The sequence below is a fragment of the Rheinheimera sp. 4Y26 genome (genome assembly GCF_025245835.1).
In the GTDB taxonomy this organism is placed as follows: domain Bacteria; phylum Pseudomonadota; class Gammaproteobacteria; order Enterobacterales; family Alteromonadaceae; genus Pararheinheimera.
In genome coordinates this window covers 35,002-57,986 of record NZ_JAOBWS010000009.1, presented here as the reverse complement: position 1 = coordinate 57,986, position 22,985 = coordinate 35,002, and the positions used below count along the sequence as shown (strand labels likewise).

At 51.3% G+C, this 22,985-nt stretch carries 17 protein-coding genes; 11 read left to right on the top strand and 6 right to left on the bottom strand.

Translation table 11 applies throughout. From position 1 onward, the window contains the following. Positions 1–92 precede the first annotated feature (92 nt). The 4 genes from N3Z11_RS12375 (at position 93) to N3Z11_RS12360 (ending at position 5,247) form a co-directional block, all read left to right on the top strand. Positions 93–2,708 carry a TonB-dependent receptor gene (locus N3Z11_RS12375; protein WP_260657496.1) on the top strand — a complete coding sequence of 872 codons (2,616 nt, stop codon included), beginning with the start codon at positions 93–95 and terminating at the stop codon, positions 2,706–2,708. Between the two features lie 108 nt (positions 2,709–2,816). Continuing rightward, on the top strand, positions 2,817–3,230 hold the full coding sequence (locus N3Z11_RS12370) for a DUF3019 domain-containing protein (RefSeq protein ID WP_260657495.1): 414 nt from the start codon (positions 2,817–2,819) through the stop codon (positions 3,228–3,230). After that, positions 3,230–3,940, top strand: coding sequence for a response regulator transcription factor (locus N3Z11_RS12365; protein WP_260657494.1), 711 nt, complete (start codon positions 3,230–3,232; stop codon positions 3,938–3,940). The genes N3Z11_RS12370 and N3Z11_RS12365 overlap by 1 nt, the downstream gene beginning before the upstream one ends. Then, a complete protein-coding gene (locus N3Z11_RS12360; protein ID WP_260657493.1) occupies positions 3,937–5,247 on the top strand; it encodes a sensor histidine kinase KdpD in 1,311 nt (436 codons plus the stop codon). The genes N3Z11_RS12365 and N3Z11_RS12360 overlap by 4 nt, the downstream gene beginning before the upstream one ends. A 96-nt stretch (positions 5,248–5,343) precedes the next feature. Here N3Z11_RS12360 and N3Z11_RS12355 read toward each other — a convergent pair whose 3' ends face one another. The 4 genes from N3Z11_RS12355 to N3Z11_RS12340 all read right to left on the bottom strand — a co-directional run bounded on the left by N3Z11_RS12355 (position 5,344) and on the right by N3Z11_RS12340 (position 11,639). After that, on the bottom strand, positions 5,344–7,449 hold the full coding sequence (locus N3Z11_RS12355; RefSeq protein WP_260657492.1) for a TonB-dependent receptor family protein: 2,106 nt from the start codon (positions 7,447–7,449) through the stop codon (positions 5,344–5,346). A 292-nt stretch (positions 7,450–7,741) separates the two neighbouring features. Beyond that, positions 7,742–8,050 (bottom strand): hypothetical protein, encoded by a 309-nt coding sequence (locus tag N3Z11_RS12350; protein ID WP_260657491.1) that lies wholly within the window; start codon positions 8,048–8,050, stop codon positions 7,742–7,744. Between the two features lie 312 nt (positions 8,051–8,362). Continuing rightward, the gene (gene uvrA / locus N3Z11_RS12345) at positions 8,363–11,200 is read right to left on the bottom strand and encodes an excinuclease ABC subunit UvrA (protein WP_260657490.1); all 2,838 of its coding nucleotides are present in this window, start codon (positions 11,198–11,200) and stop codon (positions 8,363–8,365) included. Between the two features lie 241 nt (positions 11,201–11,441). Further along, positions 11,442–11,639: a heavy-metal-associated domain-containing protein gene (locus N3Z11_RS12340; RefSeq protein WP_260657489.1), complete on the bottom strand. Its 198-nt coding sequence runs from the start codon at positions 11,637–11,639 to the stop codon at positions 11,442–11,444. Between the two features lie 349 nt (positions 11,640–11,988). On the opposite strand from N3Z11_RS12340, the gene N3Z11_RS12335 reads away from it, so the two are divergent. The 5 genes from N3Z11_RS12335 to N3Z11_RS12315 all read left to right on the top strand — a co-directional run bounded on the left by N3Z11_RS12335 (position 11,989) and on the right by N3Z11_RS12315 (position 18,493). Then, positions 11,989–14,475: a heavy metal translocating P-type ATPase gene (locus tag N3Z11_RS12335; RefSeq protein ID WP_260657488.1), complete on the top strand. Its 2,487-nt coding sequence runs from the start codon at positions 11,989–11,991 to the stop codon at positions 14,473–14,475. After that, positions 14,472–14,891, top strand: coding sequence for a MerR family DNA-binding protein (locus tag N3Z11_RS12330; RefSeq protein WP_260657487.1), 420 nt, complete (start codon positions 14,472–14,474; stop codon positions 14,889–14,891). Before N3Z11_RS12335 ends, N3Z11_RS12330 begins: the two co-directional genes overlap by 4 nt. 159 nt (positions 14,892–15,050) lie before the next feature. Then, positions 15,051–16,175 (top strand): sensor domain-containing diguanylate cyclase, encoded by a 1,125-nt coding sequence (locus N3Z11_RS12325; RefSeq protein ID WP_260657486.1) that lies wholly within the window; start codon positions 15,051–15,053, stop codon positions 16,173–16,175. Positions 16,176–16,278: 103 nt separating this feature from the next. After that, a complete protein-coding gene (locus N3Z11_RS12320; protein WP_260657485.1) occupies positions 16,279–17,664 on the top strand; it encodes an MFS transporter in 1,386 nt (461 codons plus the stop codon). A 187-nt stretch (positions 17,665–17,851) separates the two neighbouring features. After that, complete coding sequence (locus N3Z11_RS12315; RefSeq protein WP_260657484.1) at positions 17,852–18,493, top strand: hypothetical protein; 642 nt, start codon at positions 17,852–17,854, stop codon at positions 18,491–18,493. A 128-nt stretch (positions 18,494–18,621) separates the two neighbouring features. Here the strand turns inward: N3Z11_RS12315 and N3Z11_RS12310 are convergent, their stop codons facing one another. Both N3Z11_RS12310 and N3Z11_RS12305 read right to left on the bottom strand, forming a co-directional pair. Further along, on the bottom strand, positions 18,622–19,761 hold the full coding sequence (locus N3Z11_RS12310; RefSeq protein WP_260657483.1) for a PepSY-associated TM helix domain-containing protein: 1,140 nt from the start codon (positions 19,759–19,761) through the stop codon (positions 18,622–18,624). Continuing rightward, positions 19,761–21,875 carry a TonB-dependent receptor gene (locus N3Z11_RS12305; protein ID WP_260657482.1) on the bottom strand — a complete coding sequence of 705 codons (2,115 nt, stop codon included), beginning with the start codon at positions 21,873–21,875 and terminating at the stop codon, positions 19,761–19,763. Before N3Z11_RS12305 ends, N3Z11_RS12310 begins: the two co-directional genes overlap by 1 nt. A gap of 356 nt (positions 21,876–22,231) precedes the next feature. On the opposite strand from N3Z11_RS12305, the gene N3Z11_RS12300 reads away from it, so the two are divergent. Continuing rightward, a complete protein-coding gene (locus tag N3Z11_RS12300) occupies positions 22,232–22,645 on the top strand; it encodes a hypothetical protein (RefSeq protein WP_260657481.1) in 414 nt (137 codons plus the stop codon). Continuing rightward, positions 22,629–22,961, top strand: a complete 333-nt coding sequence (locus N3Z11_RS12295; RefSeq protein WP_260657480.1) for a transporter substrate-binding domain-containing protein — start codon at positions 22,629–22,631, stop codon at positions 22,959–22,961. The genes N3Z11_RS12300 and N3Z11_RS12295 overlap by 17 nt, the downstream gene beginning before the upstream one ends. Positions 22,962–22,985 lie beyond the last annotated feature (24 nt).

Here is a 22,985-nt window from a genome sequence, read left to right as displayed (position 1 = left end):
ACCAGGACCCTCTCTGAACAGCAGCAAAACATCAGAACCAGTTTCAGGATCCGGCCCTGCAGGTATAACAATTAAAAAAATCGGAGAGAGTGATGTTTATAACAAACAAATCCAGCCGCGCAGCGTCAAACAACCCTCAGCAACAAGCATTAAATCAGTCATTTAGACCGTCATTTAAAGTCCAGCCGTTAGCCCTTTGTATTTTTATGTTGCTGGCAGGTACTCACAACCCGGTATTGGCACAGCAGAGCGGCACAGCCACGCCGGATCAGGCCGGCAAAGAGGGCAACAACAAAGCCCAAGCCATTGAAACTATTACAGTCACAGCGCAAAAGCGGCAGCAGAATGTGATGGATGTGCCTGTGGCCATCGACAGTATTTCTGCCACAGATTTAAAAGAAACCAACTCAGTGCTGCTGGGGGACATTGCCGATTACACCCCGGGTTTTAAATTCAGTAAAGACGCCGTAGTGCAGGCTTCTGCCACCATGCGGGGTATTTCCAGCAGCAATATCAGCACGGGCGGCGACCCATCGGTGGCGATATTTTTTGATGATTTTTACCTGCCACGCGCCGCGCAAAGTGTGATGTTTTCCGATATGCAGCGCATTGAAATTCTGAAGGGCCCGCAGGGCACGCTGTTTGGTAAAAACGCCGCCGCCGGTGTGGTGAATATGATCCCCAATGCCCCTTCGCAGGACAACGAAGCCTTTTTAAAAGCCACTTTGGGCAACTATGCACTGCAGCGTTATGAGGCCATGGCCAATACAGCGCTGAATGACGAGTTTGCGCTGCGGCTTAATCTGATGAGCAATCAGCGGGATTCATTTTTAGATAATGTGTATTCAGCTTATCAGGGTGAGGAGCTTGGCAACACCGATCATCAGGCGGCGCGGCTGGCGGCTTTATGGCAACCGGGCGCCAACACTAAGGTGCAATTGAGTTACGACTGGGATGACGTGAATCAGGGTTATGCGCCCTCTATTGGCGTCAGCCCTTATGCCTACAGCATGAACCCGCTGGACAGAACCATAGAAAACGACGTGATTGACGGCCATGAACGCCGGGATATGGACGCTTTGTCGTTAAAAATTACCCATGACTTTAACGATGACTGGTCGGGAAAACTGATTAGCAGCAAAAGGCAATGGCAAGTGTCGGGCCGTGATGACTCAGACGGCACAGCCGACAAAACCCGTTACCTCGATACCATCAACTTTGAAGATTCCGATATTTTTTATAACGAGCTGCAAATTAACTATCAGAAAGACGCTTTGAGTTATGTTGGCGGTGTCACTTACAGCACTGAAAACGTTTATCAAAAAACCAGCCTGAATATTATGGCCGACACTGTGGCAAGACTGACCACTGCGAATTTGAACGGCATGCTGATTGGCGCTTTACAAGGTGCCGGTTTGCCGGCAGAGATGATTGCGCAAATGGGTTTACCTGCCGATCATCTGTGGAACCCGCAGGACTGGGCCAGCATTTTAAGTGTGATGGCGATGGTCGACCCGGGCGCAGAGCAATTATTACAAATGTTAGGTGCAGCGCCTTTTAGCCCTGAGCTGGCGGGTGCTATTGCCGCTACCGGCGATTTAACTTATCAGGCCGTTAGCGCCGGTCTTGGCATTAACGAAATTTTTGGCCCTTCTAATGCCGGTAAACTCTGGTCTGAAGATATTATCAACAGCGGCAAATTTAACTCTTATGGCATCTATTCCGATGTGGATTACCAGCTCAATGAGCAGTGGGGTTTTACCGCAGGTTTACGCTATAGCCGCGACGACAAAGATTTCAGCTGGGAAATTAAAGAACGCTCTTTTGGCGCTGCGATGCCAGGTCTCACCGACTTTTTATTCCCTGTGATGCCAAGGCTCGATGCTTCACACAGCTGGAGTAAATTAACAGGTCGGGCAGTCACCCGTTATCAGCTGAACCCGGACAGCATGGTTTATCTTTCTTATTCAACTGGTTATAAATCAGGTGGTTATGACTCTTTAGATCCACGTTCCGCCATCACGCCTTTTGCGCCTGAAGAAGTGGGCAACTTAGAGCTGGGTTATAAAGCCGACTTATGGGGCAAACTGCGGTTGCAGCTGGTGGGCTTTCAGATGGATTTAACCAACCGTCAGCGTTCGGTCAACAGCAAAGAGCCGGGCGCTGGTGTGGCCGTGCCTGTGGTGATCAACGGCGATCAGGACATCAATGGGGTTGAAGCCATTCTGGATTATCAGGCAACAGATACGTTAAAACTGGGGCTGGTCACCGAATATCGCAGCACTGAATCGAAGTGGCAGCAGTTTTACAATGCCGAAGGCAAACTGGTCACAGATGTGGAAAAATCGTCCACCGCCGACTCTTATACCTTGAGCGCTGATTGGACCCCTGGCCAACAATGGCTGGCCGGTGATATTAAACTGCATCTGGATTATGTGTTTGAAGAAAATACCCGCGCTGATGACCCGGATTTGCTGGAAGTGGCAAAAACCATTCCGGCTTATTTTGCCGACAGTAAAAGCCTGAATGCCAGACTGAGCTGGAGCAGCGCCGATCAACAATGGGAGCTGGCGCTGTGGGGTAAAAACCTGACCGACAGTGCCACCACCGGCGGTATTGGTGGTTGGGCGGCAGATGTGCTGGGCACCCCTATTACGTCGTTAAACCCGCCCCGTACTTATGGTGCTGAAGTCCGTTATCAGTTCTGACAAAAACAGCGATGCTTTGCCGTGCTTTACCTCTGACAAGGAACACGGCAGTATCTGTTTGAGGCAAAGCCCGGTGTGAAGCCGGGCTACTGAACACAGGAGCACAGCATGATTGGCAGCTTGTTGATGACGCTTTCAGCTGGCCTGGTATTGGCGCTTGTTTGTTTCAGCCAGCCGCTGGCAGCAGCCGAATTTAAGTTACACCCCAGATTGTGTCTGCATGATCCACAACAGTATCCACAACAGCATCCACAACAACCCTGTGAACTGCAAGTCAAAGTCAGCTGGCAACAGCAGGTGCCGGCTTGTTTGTATCAAAAATCCGCGACCGAACCTTTGTTATGCGGCAATGGCGCCGAACAACAGTTAAAACTCATGCTGACCAGCCATACCCGGCTTGAACTGCGCGCCCAACAAAGTGGCGCTTTGCTCGATAGCCGGCTGGTTCGGGTGCTGCAGGTTGATTTAAATGCCGGTGATCAGCTGCTTAAACGCAGCCGGGCCAGCTGGGGCACACCCTGATGCATCATTTATTGCTGATTGAAGACGATGTAGAACTGGCGCGGTTAGTCAGCGATTTTTTGCAGGCGCAGGGATATCAGATCACCAGTTGTGGCAATACGCAAAAAGCAAAAAGACTGCTGTTGGCGCATAAGTTTGACTTAATCGTCTGTGATGTGATGCTGCCTGGCAGCAGCGGTTTTGATTTAGTGCGGCAAATCCGTCAGCAATTTAAAGGGCCGATTTTATTTATGACGGCGCAAACGTCTGTGGGCGCACAGCTGGAAGGGCTGGAGCTGGGTGCACAGGATTATCTGCTCAAACCCTTAGATCCGCGCATTTTGCTGGCAAAAATTAAAGTGTTTTTAAGCGCAGCGGCGCAAACGCCCACTGTCACTGTGCTGCAAAACCACAATTTAACGGTGGACAGAGTCAGCGGCCACACCAGTGTGGCAGGCCAGGACATTTGTCTGACCAATGCCGAATTGCAGTTATTGCTGGCGCTGCTGGACAATTATGGTGTGGCCATCAGCCGTGAGCGATTATTCCGGGAACAACTGGGCCGGGAATATGACGGGGAAGACCGCACCATGGACGGTCGTGCTTCCAGGCTGAGGCGTAAACTACAAGCCGTTGATCCACACTGGAATATCCGGGTGGTTTGGGGCCAGGGTTATTGCATCAGTTATGCAGAAGCCACAACGGCAGACAGCACGGAGCACAGCACATGAGATCGGCCTTGTGGCGTTTTTACCTTGGCATAGTGCTGGTGGTATTGCTGCTGTTTTTCAGTCTGAATCAGTTGTATAGCTGGGCCTATCAACGCGACGATATCGCAGACGCTGCACAAAGTTTGTTGTTGCATGTCAACGAATACAACATCCGGGAAAAACTCAGTTGCCGGCTGTCAGATACCGACGATTGCACCGACGCTTTGTTTGTGACTTACCCGGCCGGCATGTGGCAGCCGCAACCCGGTTTTTATTACGCTATTGAAGTGATGCGCGATAACAGTGGCAATGCGTCTTTGTGCAGTGAAGTGGGCGCCGGTGAGCTGTTGTGTTTAAGTAAACTGAATCTGCCGGACGGCACCGATTTTAGTATTGATTTAGCCCATGTGTTTATTCTGCTGTTGCTGCTTTGTATGTTCTGGCTCAGCCGCAATGTGTTCCGTGATGTGGAAATTTTAAGGCTCAGCGCTTTGCAGGAAATAAAACGCGGCCATTTGCCGGCGTTTCGCCTCAGTGCCAAATCTTATCTGCAACCGCTGGCGCAATCGTTAAGCCGGATGAATCAGCGCATCACAGATTTAAATTCACTGCAGCGGGAAATGGCCGACACTGTGTGCCACGACATTAAAACGCCGCTGGCGCGGCTGCGTTTTATTATGCTGAGTATCGAATCACAACTCAGTCCGGCGCATTATGCTCAGGTCTGCCGCAATCTGCAGGAAATTGAAGACAATGTGTATGATTACCTGCGCTTAGCGCAGCAGGATTTTCGTGCTGATTTAGAGCTGAGCCAGCTGAATTTACCGCTGCTGGTGCAGGAGCTGATTGATAAATTTGCTGCCAATTCTGAGCATGAATTGACCTTGTTGCCAGGCCCGGCTTTAACCATTCAGGCCGACGAAAAGCTATTAAAAAGAGCGCTGTCGAATTTACTCAGCAATGCGCTGCGCTATTGCCAGAGCAAAGTCTGGATTGAGCTTAAAGTGCAGGGCAGTGACTGCCTGATTGATATTTGTGACGACGGCAGCGGCTGGCAACAACAGCAGTCAGCCGCTGGCGCCGCTGCTGCAAGCCGGGCCAATCACAACAGCAGCAATGGTAGCACAGCACAAGCCAGACCCGACGCTGTGCCGCAGCATGGTATAGGTTTGGCGATAGTGTCGCGGGTGGCCCATCAGCATGGCGGCGACTTTATCCGGCTGGACAGGCCAGGTGGGGGGGCTATTGCCAGATTACGTCTGCCGCTGGGTTCTGAAACCACAAACGCGGCAGCAACAGCAGCGGACAAGCTTCATCTTTCAGATTAAAGCAAGCTTGCGCAAAACCGCTAAGCGCTACTGCTTCGATTGCTGCGCAAATAAAAAACCACCTCAGGGAGGTGGTTTTTTGACAGCCACAAGGCATTAGAAGCGGTAGCGGGCACCCAGCTCAAATGAACGCTCAGGACCGACATAAATACCTTCACGCAGGCCGGTGATATAACGTTTGTCGGCCAGGTTTTTCACTGACGCAAAGAGGTTAAACTGGCTGCTGACATCGTATTGCGCTAACAGGTCCAGCACTGTGTAGGCTGGTAATAAACCGCCCCAGATCCCGCTGGCGGCGTTGGCCGGAATATCAATTCTGTTGCTTGGGTCACCAAACTGCTCACCACGGTGGTGCAGGTTCAGCGCAAAATTCCACTGAGACAGGTCGTAGCTCAGACCCAGGTTAGCAATCACTTTAGGCGCATAAGGAATGCGGTTGCCTGCGGTGCTGCCGGTTCTGAATTCAGATTCAGGTACCCAGGTCAGGTTTGAATCCAGCATCAGGTTCGTGGCCAGGCTGTAACCCAGGCTGAATTCCATACCATAGTGGCGGGTTTCACCGGCGTTTGAACGCGACAGGTTTGGATCGCTGTTGCCTGTCACCACCTGATTGCTGAAATCCATCATAAAAGCCGCTACGTCATAACGGGTTTTGTCTGTGGTGCCGCGAATACCCATTTCGTAGTTGACCGAACGTTCGCCGTCCAGCTGCTGATCTTTCAAGCCATCCAGCGCCACGTTATTGGCGGCTGGCGAAAAAGCACGGTACAAACCACCGTACAGCTGGTTGTTGTCCAGGCTGTAGGTAAAACCAACACCAGGCAACACTTCCGTATTGGTGGTTTTGGCTTCGTTGTTGTTTTGCAGCAGGTTCAGCCTTTTTTGCTCGTAGGATTCAATACGAACACCAGGTGTCATCGCCAGTTGTTCAGTCAGCTGAATACGGCTTTGTGCATAAGCAGCCACGCTGTCGGCGGAATCCTGCAGGTGGGCAGCCAGAGTACCGCTGCGATCAGCAGCGCGGGTGGCGGCAATCCGCTGGTCGTCCGACTCTTCGCTCATCAGGCGCAGACCAAATTCAGAGCTGCTGTTAAGGCCGGCCAGCTGATGTTCTACACTCAGACGTGATTCAATGCCCACACGTTCAAAAGCACGGTTGTTACCGTTCAGGTTATTGGTGTACACCCAGCGGCCCGCAGCGTTAGAAGCGGCGCTGTTCACGCCATAACGCCAGTAGTCACGCGCCATATCGCTGTAATAAGCCACAGTGTTTAACGTCATATCGTTGTTAATTTGCCACTCGTGGTTAATGTCAAAGGCGGTACGGTCAATTAATAAAAAGTCGTCCGGTGCCGGATTGGTTTTTACATCGGCCAGATATTCACCCAGCAGCAAACCACGGTAAGAAATATTGGCGTCGTTTTCATGACGTGACACCTTGATGCCAAGTTTCTGGTTATTGGCAAACTCAACACCGGCTTTGGCCAGGATGTCTGTCATGTCATAACCTTTGTCCATAAAACCGTCGCTTTTGGCGTGGCTGACAATCACGCCGGCATAAGCGTCGCCGGACGCATTGCGGTTACCTGCTTCTACGCTCAGCTCGCGGGTGTTAAAAGAACCAAGGCGACCTGAGAGTTCAACACCATCATCCGGCGTTTTGGTCTGGTAATTCACCACACCGCCGATAGTGGAAGGGCCATAGCGTAAAGAGGCTGAACCCTTGAGCACTTCAACAGTGGCAACCCGTTGAATACGCGGATTAAAATAACGTTCGTTGCCGATAAATAAACCAGGCGCAACAGGTACACCATCTTCCAGCATCAGAGATTTAGACTCACTGGCCGACAGGCCGCGGATACCAAAGTTAGCCACTACCGCAGTTTCATCTTCGGTTTTGATATTCACACCAGGAATACGGCGCAGCACGTCTTCGGTTGACAGCGGCTGCACTTGTTCAATTTGTTCCAGGCTCACCAGATTGACTGTGCCCGTTTCCAGATAATGCGCATCAGCGCTGCTGGCGGTAATTTTGATCACTTCTAAAGTGGGGGTGGCTTTTTTCTTTTCAGCCTTTTTTTCAATCACTGACACTTCATCAAGAGTGGCATTAGCGGCATCAGCGGCATAGAGGGGTGATGCAACACAAAACAGAGCTACGGCTTTTGCCAGTCGGGAATAACGCAAGGTGTTGGCAGACATCTAAAATACTCTCCTGATAAGAAACGCGCTGATACTAACACAAATAGTTCGCATTAACTCAATTTTTATTTGTGATCAGCTCTGGATATCGCCGTGTTTTTATACGCGAAAAATAACACCAGCATGCCGCCAGAGCACATCAATACTGAGCTGGTTACCCCGGTCGGCAGACAAGGCAGCTGAGGTGAGTACCTCTTTGTTTTGGCCGACTTGGTTCGAATGGACGGGCTGAGGTTTTGAGTGCGTTGGTTGGGGGGCGCAGCACCGGCGCTACCCAAAGTGAGCGCCGGTTTTAGTCTTCCGGGCTTTGGCTGGTGAACACCAGATGTTTACGCATATCTTTTAAAATTACGCCCCGTTTAAGCATTAAAGCGCTCAGGCGTTTTTGCCATAACAATAACTGGGGCTGCGCCAGCGCCACAGCTTCATCCGATACCAGCTGCAGCCGCACCAATAATGACGCCGGAAAAGCTTCATATTCCAGACTAAACCAACCTTGCACAAAACCCGGCAGTTCAGCAGTTGCTTGTTGTTCCAGCGCTTCGACGGCAGTTAACACGGCTTTTTGTTGTTTGAGTTGTACGGCTGAGAGTTTTTTCATCGACATCACCGGGTTGCGGCAGTGCCGCGCAAAAAGATGGGCAGATAATAAAAGCCAAAACATTGCGCAGCAAGGGATTTAGCGCAGCAAGGAGTTGAGCGCCGCAAGGCTTTTGCTCAAGCTGCAGTGAATAACCACATCACCACAGCGCATAACAATAGCACTCAGCCTTACGTTTAAGTGTCTGATCGAAGCTTTAGCCACAGAACCCAGCAGATCAGCATCCAACTGATCAGCATCCAACAACTAGCATAAAAAAACGGGCAACTGTTGTTTGCCCGTTTTTGTTGTGATGATGAACTCAGCGCCGGTTTATTTTGCCAGCAAAGGCTTTAAATATTGACCGGTATAAGATTTTTCGCAGGCCGCCACTTGCTCCGGTGTGCCGGCAATTAAAATTTCACCACCACCATTGCCGCCTTCAGGGCCTAAATCCACCACCCAGTCAGCGGTTTTGACTACGTCTAAATTATGCTCGATCACCACTATGGTATTGCCGTGATCACGCAGTTTATGCAGTACATTCAAAAGCTGCTGAATATCGTAAAAATGCAGGCCTGTGGTGGGTTCATCCAGAATATACAGGGTTTTGCCGGTGTCGCGTTTACTGAGCTCGCGCGCCAGTTTCACCCTTTGCGCTTCACCACCGGAAAGTGTGGTGGCCGACTGGCCGAGGCGGATATAAGTTAAACCCACATCCATCAGGGTTTGTAATTTGCGCGACACAGCAGGAATAGCATCAAAAAATTCCCGCGCGTCTTCCACTGTCATTTCCAGCACTTCGTGGATGTTTTTGCCTTTGTATTTTACTTCCAGCGTTTCACGGTTGTAGCGTTTGCCTTTACAGACATCACAAGGCACGTACACGTCGGGTAAAAAGTGCATTTCCACTTTAATCACACCGTCGCCCTGACAAGCTTCACAGCGCCCGCCTTTGACGTTAAAGCTAAAGCGTCCCACCTGATAACCGCGTGAACGTGCTTCCTGGGTGCCGGCAAATAAATCGCGTACTGCGGTAAAAATACCGGTGTAAGTGGCCGGATTTGAACGGGGTGTGCGGCCTATTGGGCTCTGGTCGATATCGACACATTTATCAAAATGCTCCAGGCCTTCAATAGCACGGTGGGGTGCCGGGTCGTCGCCCTCGCCTTTGTTCAGCACCTTGTGCGCCACCCGAAACAGCGTGTCGTTAATGAGGGTGGATTTGCCCGAGCCTGAAACGCCGGTAATACAGGTCATCACACCAAAAGGAATGGTTAAATCCACGTTTTTCAGGTTGTTGCCGGTGGCGCCTAACACTTTTAGTTCTTTGCCTTTTTTACCAACATGGCGTTTATCTGGCACGGCAATTTTGCGTTTACCCGATAAATACTGGCCGGTCAAAGAGGCTTCAGAGGCTTCAATATCAGCCAAAGTGCCCTGCGCGACCACTTCACCGCCATGCACACCGGCGCCCGGGCCAATGTCAATAATATGGTCTGCTAAACGCACAGCATCTTCGTCGTGTTCTACCACTATCACTGTGTTGCCGAGGTTGCGCAGATGAGTCAGGGTGCCGAGTAAACGGTCGTTGTCACGCTGGTGCAGGCCAATGGAAGGTTCGTCCAGCACATACATCACGCCCACTAAACCGGCGCCAATCTGGCTCGCCAGACGGATACGCTGCGCTTCACCGCCGGATAAAGTTTCGGCGCTTCTGGAAAGGTTGAGGTAGTTCAGGCCAACGTTGACCAGAAACATCAGCCGGTCCTGAATTTCTTTTAATACTTTTTCGGCAATTTGGGCTTTTTGCCCGGTCAGCGTCAGTGCCTGAAAATACTGGTAACAATCACCAATCGACAGCTCAACTATGTGTGGCAAGGTGGTGTTGCCAATAAACACATGGCGCGCCTCTTCGCGCAGGCGGGAACCTTCACAAACAGGGCAGCACTGGCTGGCCAGATATTTTGCCAGCTCTTCGCGCACCGCATTGGACTCAGTTTCGCGGTAGCGCCGCTCCATATTCGGCAAAATGCCTTCAAAAGGATGTTTGCGCAGCACAATGTCGCCGCGATCGTTCAGGTATTTAAACTCAATGTCTTTGCGGCCACTGCCGTTTAAAATGGCGTTTTGCTGATCTTTTGTCAGGCTTTGAAAAGGCGCGTCCACGTCAAAGCCATAATGCTCAGCCAGGGATTTTAACATCTGAAAATAATAAAAATTGCGTTTATCCCAGCCGCGAATAGCCCCACCGGCCAGGCTCAGTTCCGAACTTACAATCACTTTATTAGCATCAAAATATTGTTTAACACCAAGGCCGTCACAGGCCTGACAGGCACCGGCCGGGTTATTAAATGAAAATAACCGCGGCTCTAATTCGGCCATGGAATAACCACAAGTCGGACAGGCAAAGTTGGCGGAAAAAATCAGCTCTTCGCTGCTTTGGCCGGGCTCCACATCCATAGGCGCAACTTTGGCAATACCACCGCTCAGCTCCAGCGCTGTTTCAAAACTTTCCGCCAGCCGCTGTTTAATATCGTCGCGCACTTTAATGCGGTCGATGACAACTTCGATGGTGTGTTTTTTATGTAAATCGAGTTTTGGCGGGTCAGACAAATCACAAATTTCGCCATTAATGCGGGCACGGATATAACCCTGGGCAGCTAAAGTTTCCAGGGTTTTGACGTGTTCACCTTTACGCTCCTGTACTACAGGCGCCAGCACCATCAGCTTGGTGCCTTCCGGGAAAGCCACCACTTTGTCCACCATTTCGCTGATGGTTTGGGCGGCTAAGGGTAAATCGTGGGTTGGGCAACGTGGCTCGCCCACCCTGGCAAATAACAACCGCAGATAATCGTAAATTTCGGTAATGGTGCCCACAGTAGAACGTGGGTTATGCGAAGTGGACTTTTGTTCTATCGAAATAGCCGGCGACAAACCTTCGATATGATCAACGTCGGGTTTTTCCATCAGACTTAAAAACTGCCGGGCATAGGCTGACAACGACTCAACATAACGGCGCTGGCCTTCTGCATATAGCGTATCAAAAGCCAGAGACGATTTGCCGGAGCCGGATAAACCTGTGATCACTATCAGTTTATCGCGGGGAATTTGCAGCGAAATGTTTTTTAAGTTGTGGGTGCGGGCACCCCGGATATCAATTTTGTCCATCACAGTTCCGGTTCAGCGGCGGGTTGCTGGGGGCGTCAGGGCTGGCCTGAGCCAGCCTGCCATCTGTAGTTACAGCCTAAAGCCAACAGGTTGAAGCATAAAGTATGTCAGGACGCAGCGTTCGGATCAGTCCGGTAGCAGCACACTGAAGTTCAACCCATACAGCAAGACACTGTATATAAATACAGATTTTTTGGCAAGCCGGCATCACATTGCTTGATAAGCCTGGTTATTGTGGGCTTTATTGTAGTACGGCCGGATAACCTGCTTCTTCCAGCGCGGCAATCACATCTGACACATCAATATCGCTGTGCACCTGTAAAGTCTGGGCTGGCAGGTCGATGTCAAAAGCTAAATCGGCCTGCAGCTGATTCAGCGCTTTGTTGATCAGACTGACACAATGGTTGCAGGTCATGCTTTCAATTTTTAATGTAAACATCAGGTGTTCCTCTGTTGGTTAGTGCAGCAGGCAACAATCACAAAGCGGTCACTGTGACTGGTTGCTGCAAACGACAGGCCTCTGTGCTGCTTGTTTATAGCTTTGGCCGGTTGGCAGTCTGCGGTTTGCCCCCGGGGCAAGGTCAAGGCCGTTGTTGTCATTTTTTATATTTTAGCGTCAATAGCTTAAGCTGGCGTTATTGCGGGGGGAACAGTTGGTTTGCTGTGTTGCCGGATACTTGCAATAAAGGGCTTGACCTTACCATGATGGCAAGCTTTAGCCTCACCTGACAGTTGCAAAACTTGGTGTGGCGAAAGCCGGTTCCGGCTGGCACAAAGGAGACAAAATGATGCGGTTACAAATCAAAGGCATGAGTTGTATGTCTTGTGTGGGTCGGGTGGAAAAAGCGCTGGCTGCAGTGCCTGGTGTGAACGCTGTGTCGGTCAATCTGGCCAGTGAAACCGCCAGTGTCAGTGGCGACCAACTCAGTGCTGTTGCGCTGGCGCAAGCTGTGCAACAAGCCGGATATCAGCTGGAGCTGACAGAGCAGCAACTGGCGGTGGTCGGGATGAGCTGTGCTTCTTGTGTTGGCCGGGTGGAAAAAGCGCTGGCGGCTTTACCGGAGGTGCTTAGTGTCAGTGTGAATCTGGCAACAGAGCAGGCGCAGCTGACGCTGATATCTGCAGTGGACGACGCTGCACTTGCTGCTGTGCTACAAAAAGCCGGTTATCAGGCGCAGTTCCCACTGTCGGCCACAGCAAGCGGTGACGCCGCCGCTGCTGATACAGCACAAGGGCAGCGGAAGCCTTTCTGGCAACAAGACAGTTGGCCAGTGCTTGGCAGCGCAGTGCTCACCCTGCCTTTGGTGCTGCCGATGCTGGCACTGTTATTCACACCCTGGCTGGGCGCAAAGGCAGCAGAACAATGGATGCTCCCGCCCTTCTGGCAATTTGTGCTGGCGACCCCGGTGCAGTTTTATTTTGGCGCCCGTTTTTACCGCGCCGCATGGGGCGCCTTAAAAGCTAAAACCGGCAATATGGATTTATTGGTGTCGATTGGCACCAGCGCCGCTTATTTTTTAAGTTTGTATTTATGGTGGGACTCTTACTCTGGCTGGGGCTTGACCCAAAGTGGCCATCAGGCGCATGGGATGGTGATGCCACATTTGTATTTTGAAAGCAGCGCCGCTGTATTAACTCTGGTGCTGCTCGGGAAATATTTAGAACACCGCGCGAAAAAACACACCACAGATGCGCTGCGTGCATTGGCAAATTTGCAGCCGGCACAAGCCATGGTCTGGCAGGCCGGCGCGGATGCACAAGACAACTGGGTGGTGATGGCCGCTGGAGCTGTGAAAAAAGGCGATTTAGTACTGGTCAAACCCGGTGACAGAGTGCCGGTGGATGGGGTGGTTGAAAGTGGCAGCAGCCATGTTGATGAAGCGCTGATCAGTGGTGAAAGTGTGCCGCTTGGCAAAAATGCCGGTAGCAAGGTCACAGGCGGTTCGGTCAATCTGGACGGCGTGTTGCAAATCAGGGCCACTGCAGTGGGGGCGGAATCGACCTTGTCGCGCATTATCAGCATGGTAGAGCAGGCGCAAGGAGCCAAAGCGCCGGTGCAGGCGTTGGTGGATAAAGTCAGTGCTGTGTTTGTGCCTGCCGTGGTGTTGATTGCGCTGGTGACGCTGCTGGGGTTTGGCTGGCTGGCCGGTGACTGGGTGCAGGGCATTTTAAATGCAGTGGCTGTGCTGGTGATCGCCTGTCCCTGTGCTTTGGGTCTGGCCACTCCAGCCGCTATTATGGCCGGTACCGGCACCGCCGCCCGTTTTGGTATTTTAATTAAAAACGCGGTGGCACTGGAGCAGGCCAAAGCCATCACCCTGGTGGTGTTTGATAAAACTGGTACCCTGACAGCGGGCAAACCTGTGGTGCAACAACTGCAGGCCTTTGCCTGTACTGAAGCAGAAGCCGCACTGTGGGCCGCCTCTTTGCAGCAACACAGTGAACATCCGCTGGCGCGTGCTGTGCTGGAACATAGCCGTCAACAACAGCTGCAGTTATTGCCGGTGACTCAGGTGCAGGTGGTGGCTGGCCGTGGCATTCGCGGTGAAGTGGCCGGGCGCAGTTTGCTGATGGGCAGTGGTGGCTGGTTGACTGAGCTGGGTCTGAGTTTGCCGCTGGAGTTAATTGCAGTGGAAGGGGCTTCAGTGTCCTGGCTGGCGCAGCAGCAAGGTGAGCATTACCAGTTGCTGGCGCTGTATTGTTTTGTCGACCAGGCCAAAGCAGAAGCCAAAGCAGCGGTGGCCGCTTTACAACATCAGGGCGTGACAGTGGCTATGTTGACCGGCGACAGCCAGGCCAGCGCCCGTTATACCGCAGCTCAGCTGGGTATTACCGAGTTTAGCGCTGAGATGTTGCCCGGTGATAAAGCCAAAGTGGTGCAGCAGTATCAGCAGCGGGGAGAGCTGGTGGCTATGGTAGGGGACGGTATTAACGACGCGCCGGCGCTGGCCCAGGCCGATTTGGGGATCGCCATGGCCACAGGCACTGAAGTGGCAGTGAGCGCTGCCGCTATTACGCTGATGCGGGGCGACCCTGGCCTGGTCAGCGCGGCGCTGGAAATTTCACGGCAAAGTTACCGCAAAATTCAGCAAAATTTATTCTGGGCTTTTATCTTTAACAGCCTTGGCATTCCACTGGCAGCTTTGGGTTACCTGAGTCCGGTGATTGCCGGTGCGGCCATGGCCAGCAGCAGTTTGCTGGTGGTGAGTAATGCGCTGTTATTACAACGCTGGCGGCCAAAAACTCTGCCACAGCAAGTGCAGGAGGCCTTATGAGCAACACAAACTTATTCACCATAGGTCAGGCTGCTGTCCAAAGTGGTGTGTCTGCCAAAATGATCCGCCATTATGAAGAATTGGGGCTGGTAAAAACCACACGCACTGCTGCAGGTTACCGCCTGTATAACCCGCAGCAGTTACAGCAGCTGGCTTTTATCCGTAAGGCACGGGATTTGGGGTTTTCCAGTCACAGGATCAAAGAGCTGATGTTGCTCTGGCAAAACCCAACCAGGCCCAGCCGTGAAGTCAAACAGCTGGCGAGCCAACATCTGGCTGAAATAGCTGTCAAAATCAGTCAATTGCAGCAAATGCAGCAGATTCTGCAGCAATTGTCGGATGCCTGTTGTGGTGACGAAACGCCGGACTGTGCCATTTTGGATGCCTTGTTGCAGCCCAACAACACAGCGTTTTAGCGGTTGTGTCATGACTGACAGGCGGCGTCGGAGCTGCTTCTTTGGTTGTGATTTTGCAGTCCGGCTTTTTGCTGCAAGCTGACAGCCGCTGCATTGCATTGTGAGACGGCTGCGACTAACCTCGAAGCATGAATGCTGTGAGTTCAACTTCCCGCCACTATGACTGCTGAACAAATTTATATTCTGGGGATGATGCAGCTGGCGCTGGTGTTTTTTCTGGCCTGTTATCGGCTGCGTGGCCAACCTCAAACTGTGGGCAGTCTGGGCTTTTTACAGCTGGCCTTTTTAGCGGATGCCATCAGCTGGTTGTTTTATCTATGGCCTGAATGGCCGGCTGCTGTGGTGATTTCTAATCTGTTTTCCTGTGCCAATTTATGGTTGCTGGCGGCTTTTGCCATGCGCCGCGCCGCTGTTCCGCTGCCTGTATTCTGGTTGTGTGCCGGTTTTGTGTTGCATGCATCTTGGTACAGCTATTTTGCTGTGCTGCAATATCAGCATTTTGTCTGGCATGGGCAGACGGTGGCATCTTTGCTGGTGTTATTGCCGGTGATCCGACTGATGTTATGGCATAAACCACAACGTACCCGCTCAGATTTTTGGTTTGCGCTGACACTGGTGGTGTGGGTGCTGGTGGTGCTGGTACGTTCTGTGCTATTGCTGCTGGCGCCACATTGGTTGTTGTCTAGCCAGCTGGTTACTCAGGCCATCTGGCCCGGTGTTATGGCGGCTTATGCTATTTTTGCGCTGACTGGTTATCTGGAAGAAAATCAGCAGCAGCTGAAAGGTGAAGCGACTCACGACCCGCTGACGGCTTTGTTAAACCGCCGCGGTTTTTTTGAAGCGGTGAATTTACAGTTGGTGCGGCTGGCGGCAAAACAGCAGCCTGCAGCGCTGCTGCTGATGGATCTGGATTATTTTAAGCAAGTGAATGATGAGTTTGGCCATGATGTGGGTGATGAAGTCTTGATTGCAGTGGCCAACTGCCTGCAACAACAACTCAAAACACCGCAGCTATTGGCCCGTTTTGGCGGTGAAGAGTTTTTAGTGTTTTTGCCTGATACCGACCTGGCCGGGGCGCAGCTCACCGCGGCGCAGATGCTGGCCGCTGTGGCTGAACTCAACTTGCCGCAGTTGCCATCTGGCAGAGCCCCCTTGTCGCTGAGCATTGGTATTGCGCGCTTTGGCCCGGATTATGATTTGTCGCGTCAGCTGAAAAACGCCGATCTGGCGATGTATCAGGCTAAACAAAATGGCCGCAGCAGAGTGGAACTTGCCAGTCGCTGATTTGTTGATGCCATACCCGCAGCCAGCAGTGTTGTGTTACAATGCCGCCCTTTTGTACCGGCTGCCTTCCGTTCGCCGGTGTCCAGCACGAGATTAAAGATTCATGCAACAGTTAACCGCACTGGAACGGCGCACCGCCATCTCGCTGGCGTTGGTGTTTGCTTTTCGGATGTTAGGCTTATTTATGCTGATCCCGGTGTTTGCCATTTATGGCAAAGATTTGATTGGCTTTTCACCCTTGTGGATTGGCCTTGCTATTGGCGCTTATGGTTTAACCCAGGCCGTTTTGCAAATTCCGATGGGTTGGTTATCCGACCGTTGGGGCCGGCATCAGGTGATGTTGCTCGGTCTGAGTTTATTTGCGGTAGGTTCAGTGGTTTCAGCTTTGGCCGACTCGGTTTATATGGTGACTTTTGGCCGGGTGCTGCAAGGTATGGGCGCTATTTCCGGCGCTGTATTGGCGCTGGCGGCTGATTTAACCCGTGAAGAGCAAAGACCCAAAGTGATGGCGGTGATTGGCGCCACTATTGGTCTTTCTTTTGCGGTAGCGATGATAGCCGGGCCTTTCATCGCCGCAGTTGCCGGTTTAAGTGGCATATTTTGGTTTACCGCAGGCCTGGCGCTTTGTGGTGTGCTGATTGTCAGTTTTTTAGTGCCTAAAGCAGTGCAACAGGCCAGCGACAGTGAAGCTCTGGCCAAACCCGGTTTTATTCTGGATTTATTTAAACATCCGCAGTTATGGCAGCTCACCACAGGCGTGCTGATTTTGCATCTGATGCTGACCGCTGTTTTTGTGGTGGTGCCACAACAGTTATTAAGTCAGCAGCTGGCTTCTGAACAACATTGGCAGGTGTATTTGCCGGTGCTGCTCGGCGCTTTTGTGTTGATGGTGCCGATGATGATCCTGGCTATGCGCAAACAACAGGAAAAAGGTTATTTTTTACTGGCGATCGGCTTGCTGATTGTTAGTTTATTGTTAATGTTTAGTGGTCAGCAGTTGTGGCTGAGTGTCAGTGCGCTGCTGCTGTTTTTTGTTGCTTTTAACTATTTGGAAGCCAGTATGCCGGCACTGGTATCACGTATTGCGCCTGCTGGCCAAAAAGGCACCGCCATGGGGATTTATGCCAGTGCGCAGTTTTTTGGGGCTTTCCTTGGTGGGCTGATCGGCGGTGCTGTTTCAGGTAATTTTGGCCTGTCGGCTGTGTTTGCGGTTGCCGCCGGAATTGGTTTACTATGGCTGCTTATTGCCCGTTCGCTGGTGGTGCCTGCCCGGGCACAACGACTGACCTTTGCGCTGGTCGTGCCCGATGAAAGGACGGCAAATTTTTATGTGGCGCAGTTAAGCAAGCTTGCCGGTGTGCAGGAAGCCACAGTGGTGCTGGCCGAGCAACGTTGTTATTTAAAGGTGGCGCCGGGCGATTTTGATCTGCAACAGGCACAGGCTTTGTTGGGCTCAGCGCAGGGTCAAGCCGGGACGGCAACAGTATAAAAAGCGGGATAAGGTGGCTTGACCGCCAAAAATTGGATTTCAGGGGCGCTTGGTTAAGCAGTGGCGCCCGATTGAAGTCAGCACAAGGATCACACTGAAAAACTCTGGCCGGTACAGCCGGTGCTGCACAGGGGCAACAATACCCGGCAGCAGTTCTTCAGACTATTAATCAGAAGGTAAAGTAATCATGGCAACAACTATTACAGGCAAGTTAAATAAAGCCGCCACTCAGTTTCAGGCCGGTGAATCAACAGGTTTTGGCCTGCGCTTGGGCGTGAAGTACTACGACCGTGAAACCAAAATGGAACAGTGGTGTAACTACGAAGCCGTGGTGTTTGCCAAAGCGCCGGCACAAATTCAGTTTTACCAGCAAGCGCTGGTGGAAGGCGCCATTATTGAAGTCAGCGGCGACAAACAGCGTATCCGTCAGTTCCAGGGAGCCAATGGCTTAAACCTGTCGATTGAAATTCTCGATGCCAAACTGGGTTTTGTGTTTTCACCTACACCAGGCATGAGTCAGGGTCGGCCACAACAAGCGGCGCAACCTGCCTATAATCAGGCGCCGGCACCACAGGCTTATAATCAAGCCCCGGCCCAGCCAGCTTATAATCAGGCTCCGGCACCACAAGCCTACAACCAGGCGCCACAGCAGCCCGCATACAATCAGGCTCCGGCTCAACCGGCCTACAACCAGGCGCCAGCTCAGCCAGCTTATAACCAGGCGCCACCACAACAGGCTTACAACCAGCCACAACAAGGTGGCTTTGGTCAGCAAAACCGCGCGCCAATGGAACCAAGCATCGACTTTGATGATGATATTCCGTTCTAGCAAGTACGTTTTTAAATAAAGTTAATTAAAAACCCTTGAAGCCCCTCGTTAGCGGGGCTTTTGACGCTTGAATGATCAAGTGGTTTTTGACTATCTCCAGTTAAGTTTGTGTCAGCACCCTGACAGAATTAGCCCCTATGCTTTTCTTTTTGAAGCCGGCCTCTTCGCCAGTGAGCTCCGAGCCACCAGAGTGTAAGTGGCAGCCAGCCACTGCCGAACAGCAACCATAAGTACCAGGTGCCACCAACCGCAGCGACGTGCAGTGGGTAGATCAACTGGCTGAGCTGGCGCCCCGGTGCTGATTCTGTGGCTCGTTGCAGCGACAGCACAGTGCCATCTGGCGCCAGGCGGATCACCGAACGGCCGTTTGGGTGCCACTCTTCGGGGAGCTGCACACGCATTTGCACCACATCAGTTGCAGTTTTGCGAAAGCTGGCAAGCCGGAGCTGCGCATCTGGCACCAACTGCCGGGCTGTGGTCAACCATAGCGGCCAATCTGAAGTCGTCAACGCCACAGCAGGTAACACAGGCTCTGCTTTTATTGCGGGCTCAGGGGGGTCTTGCAGCACCCAGCTGAACAATTGTTGGGTTTGTGTGTTGTACGCTATAGCAGTACCTGTACTGACCACCAACAGTAACAAGGGCAGGCTCAGCACGGCGATAACATAATGCCATTGCCGGTGACGCTGTATGGCCGGCAAGGTGCGGGCGTGCAGTGGCAATTTCAGCATACGCCAGTTGCGCGGCCATTGTGTTTTAACCCCAGTCGCCAGCAATAACAATGCTGCCAATCCAACCACACCAAGCAGCTGATGTTTCCAGGGTTTCACAAACAGATACAAATGCAGCTGATAACACCAATCCAGCAGATCACTATAAGGCGCACGGCTAAGCAGTAAGCGAGGTGTTTCGACTGCGGAAACCGGCACAGACCAGTACTCCAGGGTGCCGTCCAGCCGTGACAATTCCAGCCAGGGCCTTGTGGTGTTTGGTAGCCGGACAAAAGCATATTGCCTCTGATCAAGACTGTCCAGAGCAAGGCCCTGTAACTGAGGGTCGTCCACCAGGCTGATATTCAGCTGCGGATATAACCATTGCAGCAACGGGTTTTTAAACAGCAGAATGCTGCCGGTCAAACAGACCAGCAGTAACACTGCGCCAAGCCAGAACCCTAGCAGCCGGTGCCAGAACCGGCCACGCCCCACACTGACGTACCAGGGTTTGTTACGCCTGATTATGGCCGACCATTTTTCAGCTAACTGCACCATCAAAATGTGTAGCTGACGCCGAGATTAACAGTAGCTCCTATGCCTTTTACGCTATAGCCGCTACCGTACCTGAATGATTGGGAACGCGCCGGGAAATAATCTTCATTCAGCACGTTTTCAATACCGCCAAACAATTGCCAGTTATTGAACTGGTAGTTGGCTGACAGGTTCAGCACATCGTAACTATGAACCGGTCCCTGATCGCCTGTATAAAAACCCTGGGTGTTTGGCATAAAACGGTCACGATTAAACACATGCAACCAATACATACTAAAGCTGAGATCGGCAGTTGGCAGATAACGCACTGAGCTGGTTAATTTAGGCGCACTGATTTGCCGGGCGCCAAGGTAAATATCATTTTTAGTGTCTTTGCCTTCGGTATAGCCATAAGCTGCACTGAACTGCCAGGCATCGGACAAACGGTATTCTGCGGATGCTTCATAACCCCATATTTTTTGGGGTGCCCTTACCGGTATGTAAATACCTGTGGTTTTATCCAACTGACTACCTGTGCCGAGTTCGGACTCACTGCGATAGACAGCAATATTCAGATACAGGGCGTCCAGCTCGCTGCTAAATCCGGCTTCATAGTTTTTCACCACCGACGCTTCACTTTGGATCAAACTGATATCTTTAACGGTTGCAGTTCGCAGCAGTAAGCCCAGATCCGGCACTTCAAAACCTTCTGAGTAGCTGACAAAAGGTGAAAAGGCGTTGGACAATCTGTAGCGGATACCAGCATTGTAAGTTGTTGCGTCGTAATCTATTTCTCCACCAGAAACTGCAAATGGTGTAGAGCAGGTTTGGGCATTAGTGCACAATTTTAAGGTGGTATAGTCTGCCACTTCGACACTGACCGACTCGTTTCGGGCACCGGCTTTTAAAGTCCAGTCGTCACCCAACTCCCACTTGCTTTGTACAAACAATGCGTGAGAGCCCATGTCCATTTCCGGCACCCAGATACGCTGGTCCAATAGCGGTTGTGATGTCACATCCTGAAGCATATCCAGCCCATAGACAAAGGTGGCATCCAGCTGTCCCAAAGCGACACTGCTGGTCAGCACCGCTCTCAGGCCGTCTTTTTCCGACAGTATTGCCGACTGACCGCCATTAAAACCTTGCTCGGGATTGGCCAATGTGGGCGACCAGAAAAATACGTTGTCGATTTTTTGGCTGTAAGCATCCACAACCAAAGCAGTGTGACTAAACAGTTCATTATCCTGGTATTTTGCCATCAGGTTGTAATTGCCTTCCGGCCCTTGCGGTGCGCCCGGTGCACTTTCGCCTTGCGTCAGAGGTACAGCGTAGGTTTTGCCGCCCAAATCAATATTGCCGGGCACATCACGGTAATTGGCATCCTGAGCAGAATCATAATAGTTGTAACTGAGCTGCATAGAACGGCTGTCGTCCAGACTGTAGACAAACTTCAGAAAAGCATCTCGTTGCTGACTGTCAGACAGGCCATATTGCAAGCCCAGAATGTCTCCGTCGGCGTCACGCTGCACACCATACTTCTCCTGCGATAGTTTAGTGACATAGCCCAACTTACCCTCAGTGCCATCCACCGAAACGACAGTGCGGTAACCCAGGCTATCTTTGGTCTTCACCAGACTGCTACGCACGGACTGTGACAACATGACATTGGCAGCATTTTCGGTTGGTTTTTTGGTGATGTAGTTAATAACACCACCGGCAGCGCCGTTGCCCCAAATTGACGTGGCGCCATTGACCACTTCGATACGTTCAATACTGGCGGCATCTAAGGTACGAATGCCTAAACCACCATTTCGTAGTGGTGTGTCCTGCGGCACCCCATCAATCATCACCAACACATTACGGCCGCGTAAGGTTTGACCAAAATTACTGGTACTGCCGGTACCTGGTGCCATGCCAGGCACAGCAAGCGCCAGCAGGTTTTGCAGTTCGGAACTGACCTTAAGATTTTCCTGTAGTTGTTGCTGGTCAATAAGAGTAATGCTTGCCGGAACCTCGTCCAGACTTTCGACAATACGGCTTCCGGTGACGGTAATCCGCTCGATGCTCTTCATATCTTTGTCATCGTCAGCCTGAGCGGACGCTGGGATAAGCGCCAACAAAACTGCTAAATACATCATGTTGTGAGTGCCGGGCATTATTTACTCCAAAGGTGCAACATTAAAACCAGCGGCATTATAGTTATCGCTCATACAAATAACAATTGTTATCATTTGTGATTGGTGTGACGTTTGAGGTATTTCCATCAACTTATAGGGGTATCTGGTTGGTAAAAACACTCAGCGATGTTGTTGAATAGTGGGCATAGATTTGAGCTCACATAAAATATAATTTATTTATAATCAATGTGTTAGTTGTGTTTGTTATATTAAAGCGAATAGCAGGAAAGTCTTTATACTTAAGGCAATCATAACTTCAGAAGACTTGTTTTATGGTCAGGCTAACTTCTTCGCTTATGATGACCTGGTTAACGGTCATGCTATTGATAACGGCTTGTGGGCCTGTTCTGGCAGAGCCACCGCTAAAAGTACTGTTATATCAACCGGGCAATCCGCCTTATACCCTACTCGAGGCTGACAAGCATAAAGGGCTCTTTACCGATATTTTCCACCGTATTCAGGAAATCTCCAAAGTGCAGTTTGAGTTAGTCAGCCGCCCTGTTGCCAGGGGTTTAGCTGAGTTTGATGCCGGACGTATTGATATTGAACCTGGGGTAAATCCTGATTGGCGCGCGCATATGCGTGTCCCCGGGATTTACAGTATCAGTTATGCCAAATCCACTGAAGTGGTCGTGTTTGCGCCAGGGGAAAAAAAAGCCCGTGAAGGTTCCCTCAGACCTGTTTGGGGATATGGTGGGCGTTGTCAGGGGGTTTGTGTATCCCAAGTATGACGCTGCTATGAGCGCAGGCCTGATCATCCGGCTGGATAATTTATCAAGTGATTTACTATTGGAGCAGCTGCTGGTCGGGCGGCTAAATCAGATTTTTATAGGCTACGACACCCTGTTGTATCTGCAAAAAATACGCTCTGAATACAAAGTCTTGGAAATAGGGGATGTCGTGGACGAACAAGACGTGATGATGCGTTTGCATCCGGATAAAGCAGATTATTTACCAGTTATTAACCAGGCGCTGCAGCAAATGATGAAAGATGGTGAAATCGAGCAGATTTATGCGAGGTATAGGGCAATGCCTGATGCTGGTTAAATATCCGCTTCTGTTCATATTGCG

What these genes read in the sequence shown, in the direction of transcription:
- N3Z11_RS12375 (WP_260657496.1), top strand. Translation starts at nt 93, where the DNA reads ATGTTTATAACAAACAAATCCAGCCGCGCAGCGTCAAACAACCCTCAG.
- N3Z11_RS12370 (WP_260657495.1), top strand. Translation starts at nt 2,817, where the DNA reads ATGATTGGCAGCTTGTTGATGACGCTTTCAGCTGGCCTGGTATTGGCG.
- N3Z11_RS12365 (WP_260657494.1), top strand. Translation starts at nt 3,230, where the DNA reads ATGCATCATTTATTGCTGATTGAAGACGATGTAGAACTGGCGCGGTTA.
- N3Z11_RS12360 (WP_260657493.1), top strand. Translation starts at nt 3,937, where the DNA reads ATGAGATCGGCCTTGTGGCGTTTTTACCTTGGCATAGTGCTGGTGGTA.
- N3Z11_RS12355 (WP_260657492.1), bottom strand. Translation starts at nt 7,449, where the DNA reads ATGTCTGCCAACACCTTGCGTTATTCCCGACTGGCAAAAGCCGTAGCT.
- N3Z11_RS12350 (WP_260657491.1), bottom strand. Translation starts at nt 8,050, where the DNA reads ATGAAAAAACTCTCAGCCGTACAACTCAAACAACAAAAAGCCGTGTTA.
- uvrA (WP_260657490.1), bottom strand. Translation starts at nt 11,200, where the DNA reads ATGGACAAAATTGATATCCGGGGTGCCCGCACCCACAACTTAAAAAAC.
- N3Z11_RS12340 (WP_260657489.1), bottom strand. Translation starts at nt 11,639, where the DNA reads ATGTTTACATTAAAAATTGAAAGCATGACCTGCAACCATTGTGTCAGT.
- N3Z11_RS12335 (WP_260657488.1), top strand. Translation starts at nt 11,989, where the DNA reads ATGCGGTTACAAATCAAAGGCATGAGTTGTATGTCTTGTGTGGGTCGG.
- N3Z11_RS12330 (WP_260657487.1), top strand. Translation starts at nt 14,472, where the DNA reads ATGAGCAACACAAACTTATTCACCATAGGTCAGGCTGCTGTCCAAAGT.
- N3Z11_RS12325 (WP_260657486.1), top strand. Translation starts at nt 15,051, where the DNA reads ATGACTGCTGAACAAATTTATATTCTGGGGATGATGCAGCTGGCGCTG.
- N3Z11_RS12320 (WP_260657485.1), top strand. Translation starts at nt 16,279, where the DNA reads ATGCAACAGTTAACCGCACTGGAACGGCGCACCGCCATCTCGCTGGCG.
- N3Z11_RS12315 (WP_260657484.1), top strand. Translation starts at nt 17,852, where the DNA reads ATGGCAACAACTATTACAGGCAAGTTAAATAAAGCCGCCACTCAGTTT.
- N3Z11_RS12310 (WP_260657483.1), bottom strand. Translation starts at nt 19,761, where the DNA reads ATGGTGCAGTTAGCTGAAAAATGGTCGGCCATAATCAGGCGTAACAAA.
- N3Z11_RS12305 (WP_260657482.1), bottom strand. Translation starts at nt 21,875, where the DNA reads ATGATGTATTTAGCAGTTTTGTTGGCGCTTATCCCAGCGTCCGCTCAG.
- N3Z11_RS12300 (WP_260657481.1), top strand. Translation starts at nt 22,232, where the DNA reads ATGCTATTGATAACGGCTTGTGGGCCTGTTCTGGCAGAGCCACCGCTA.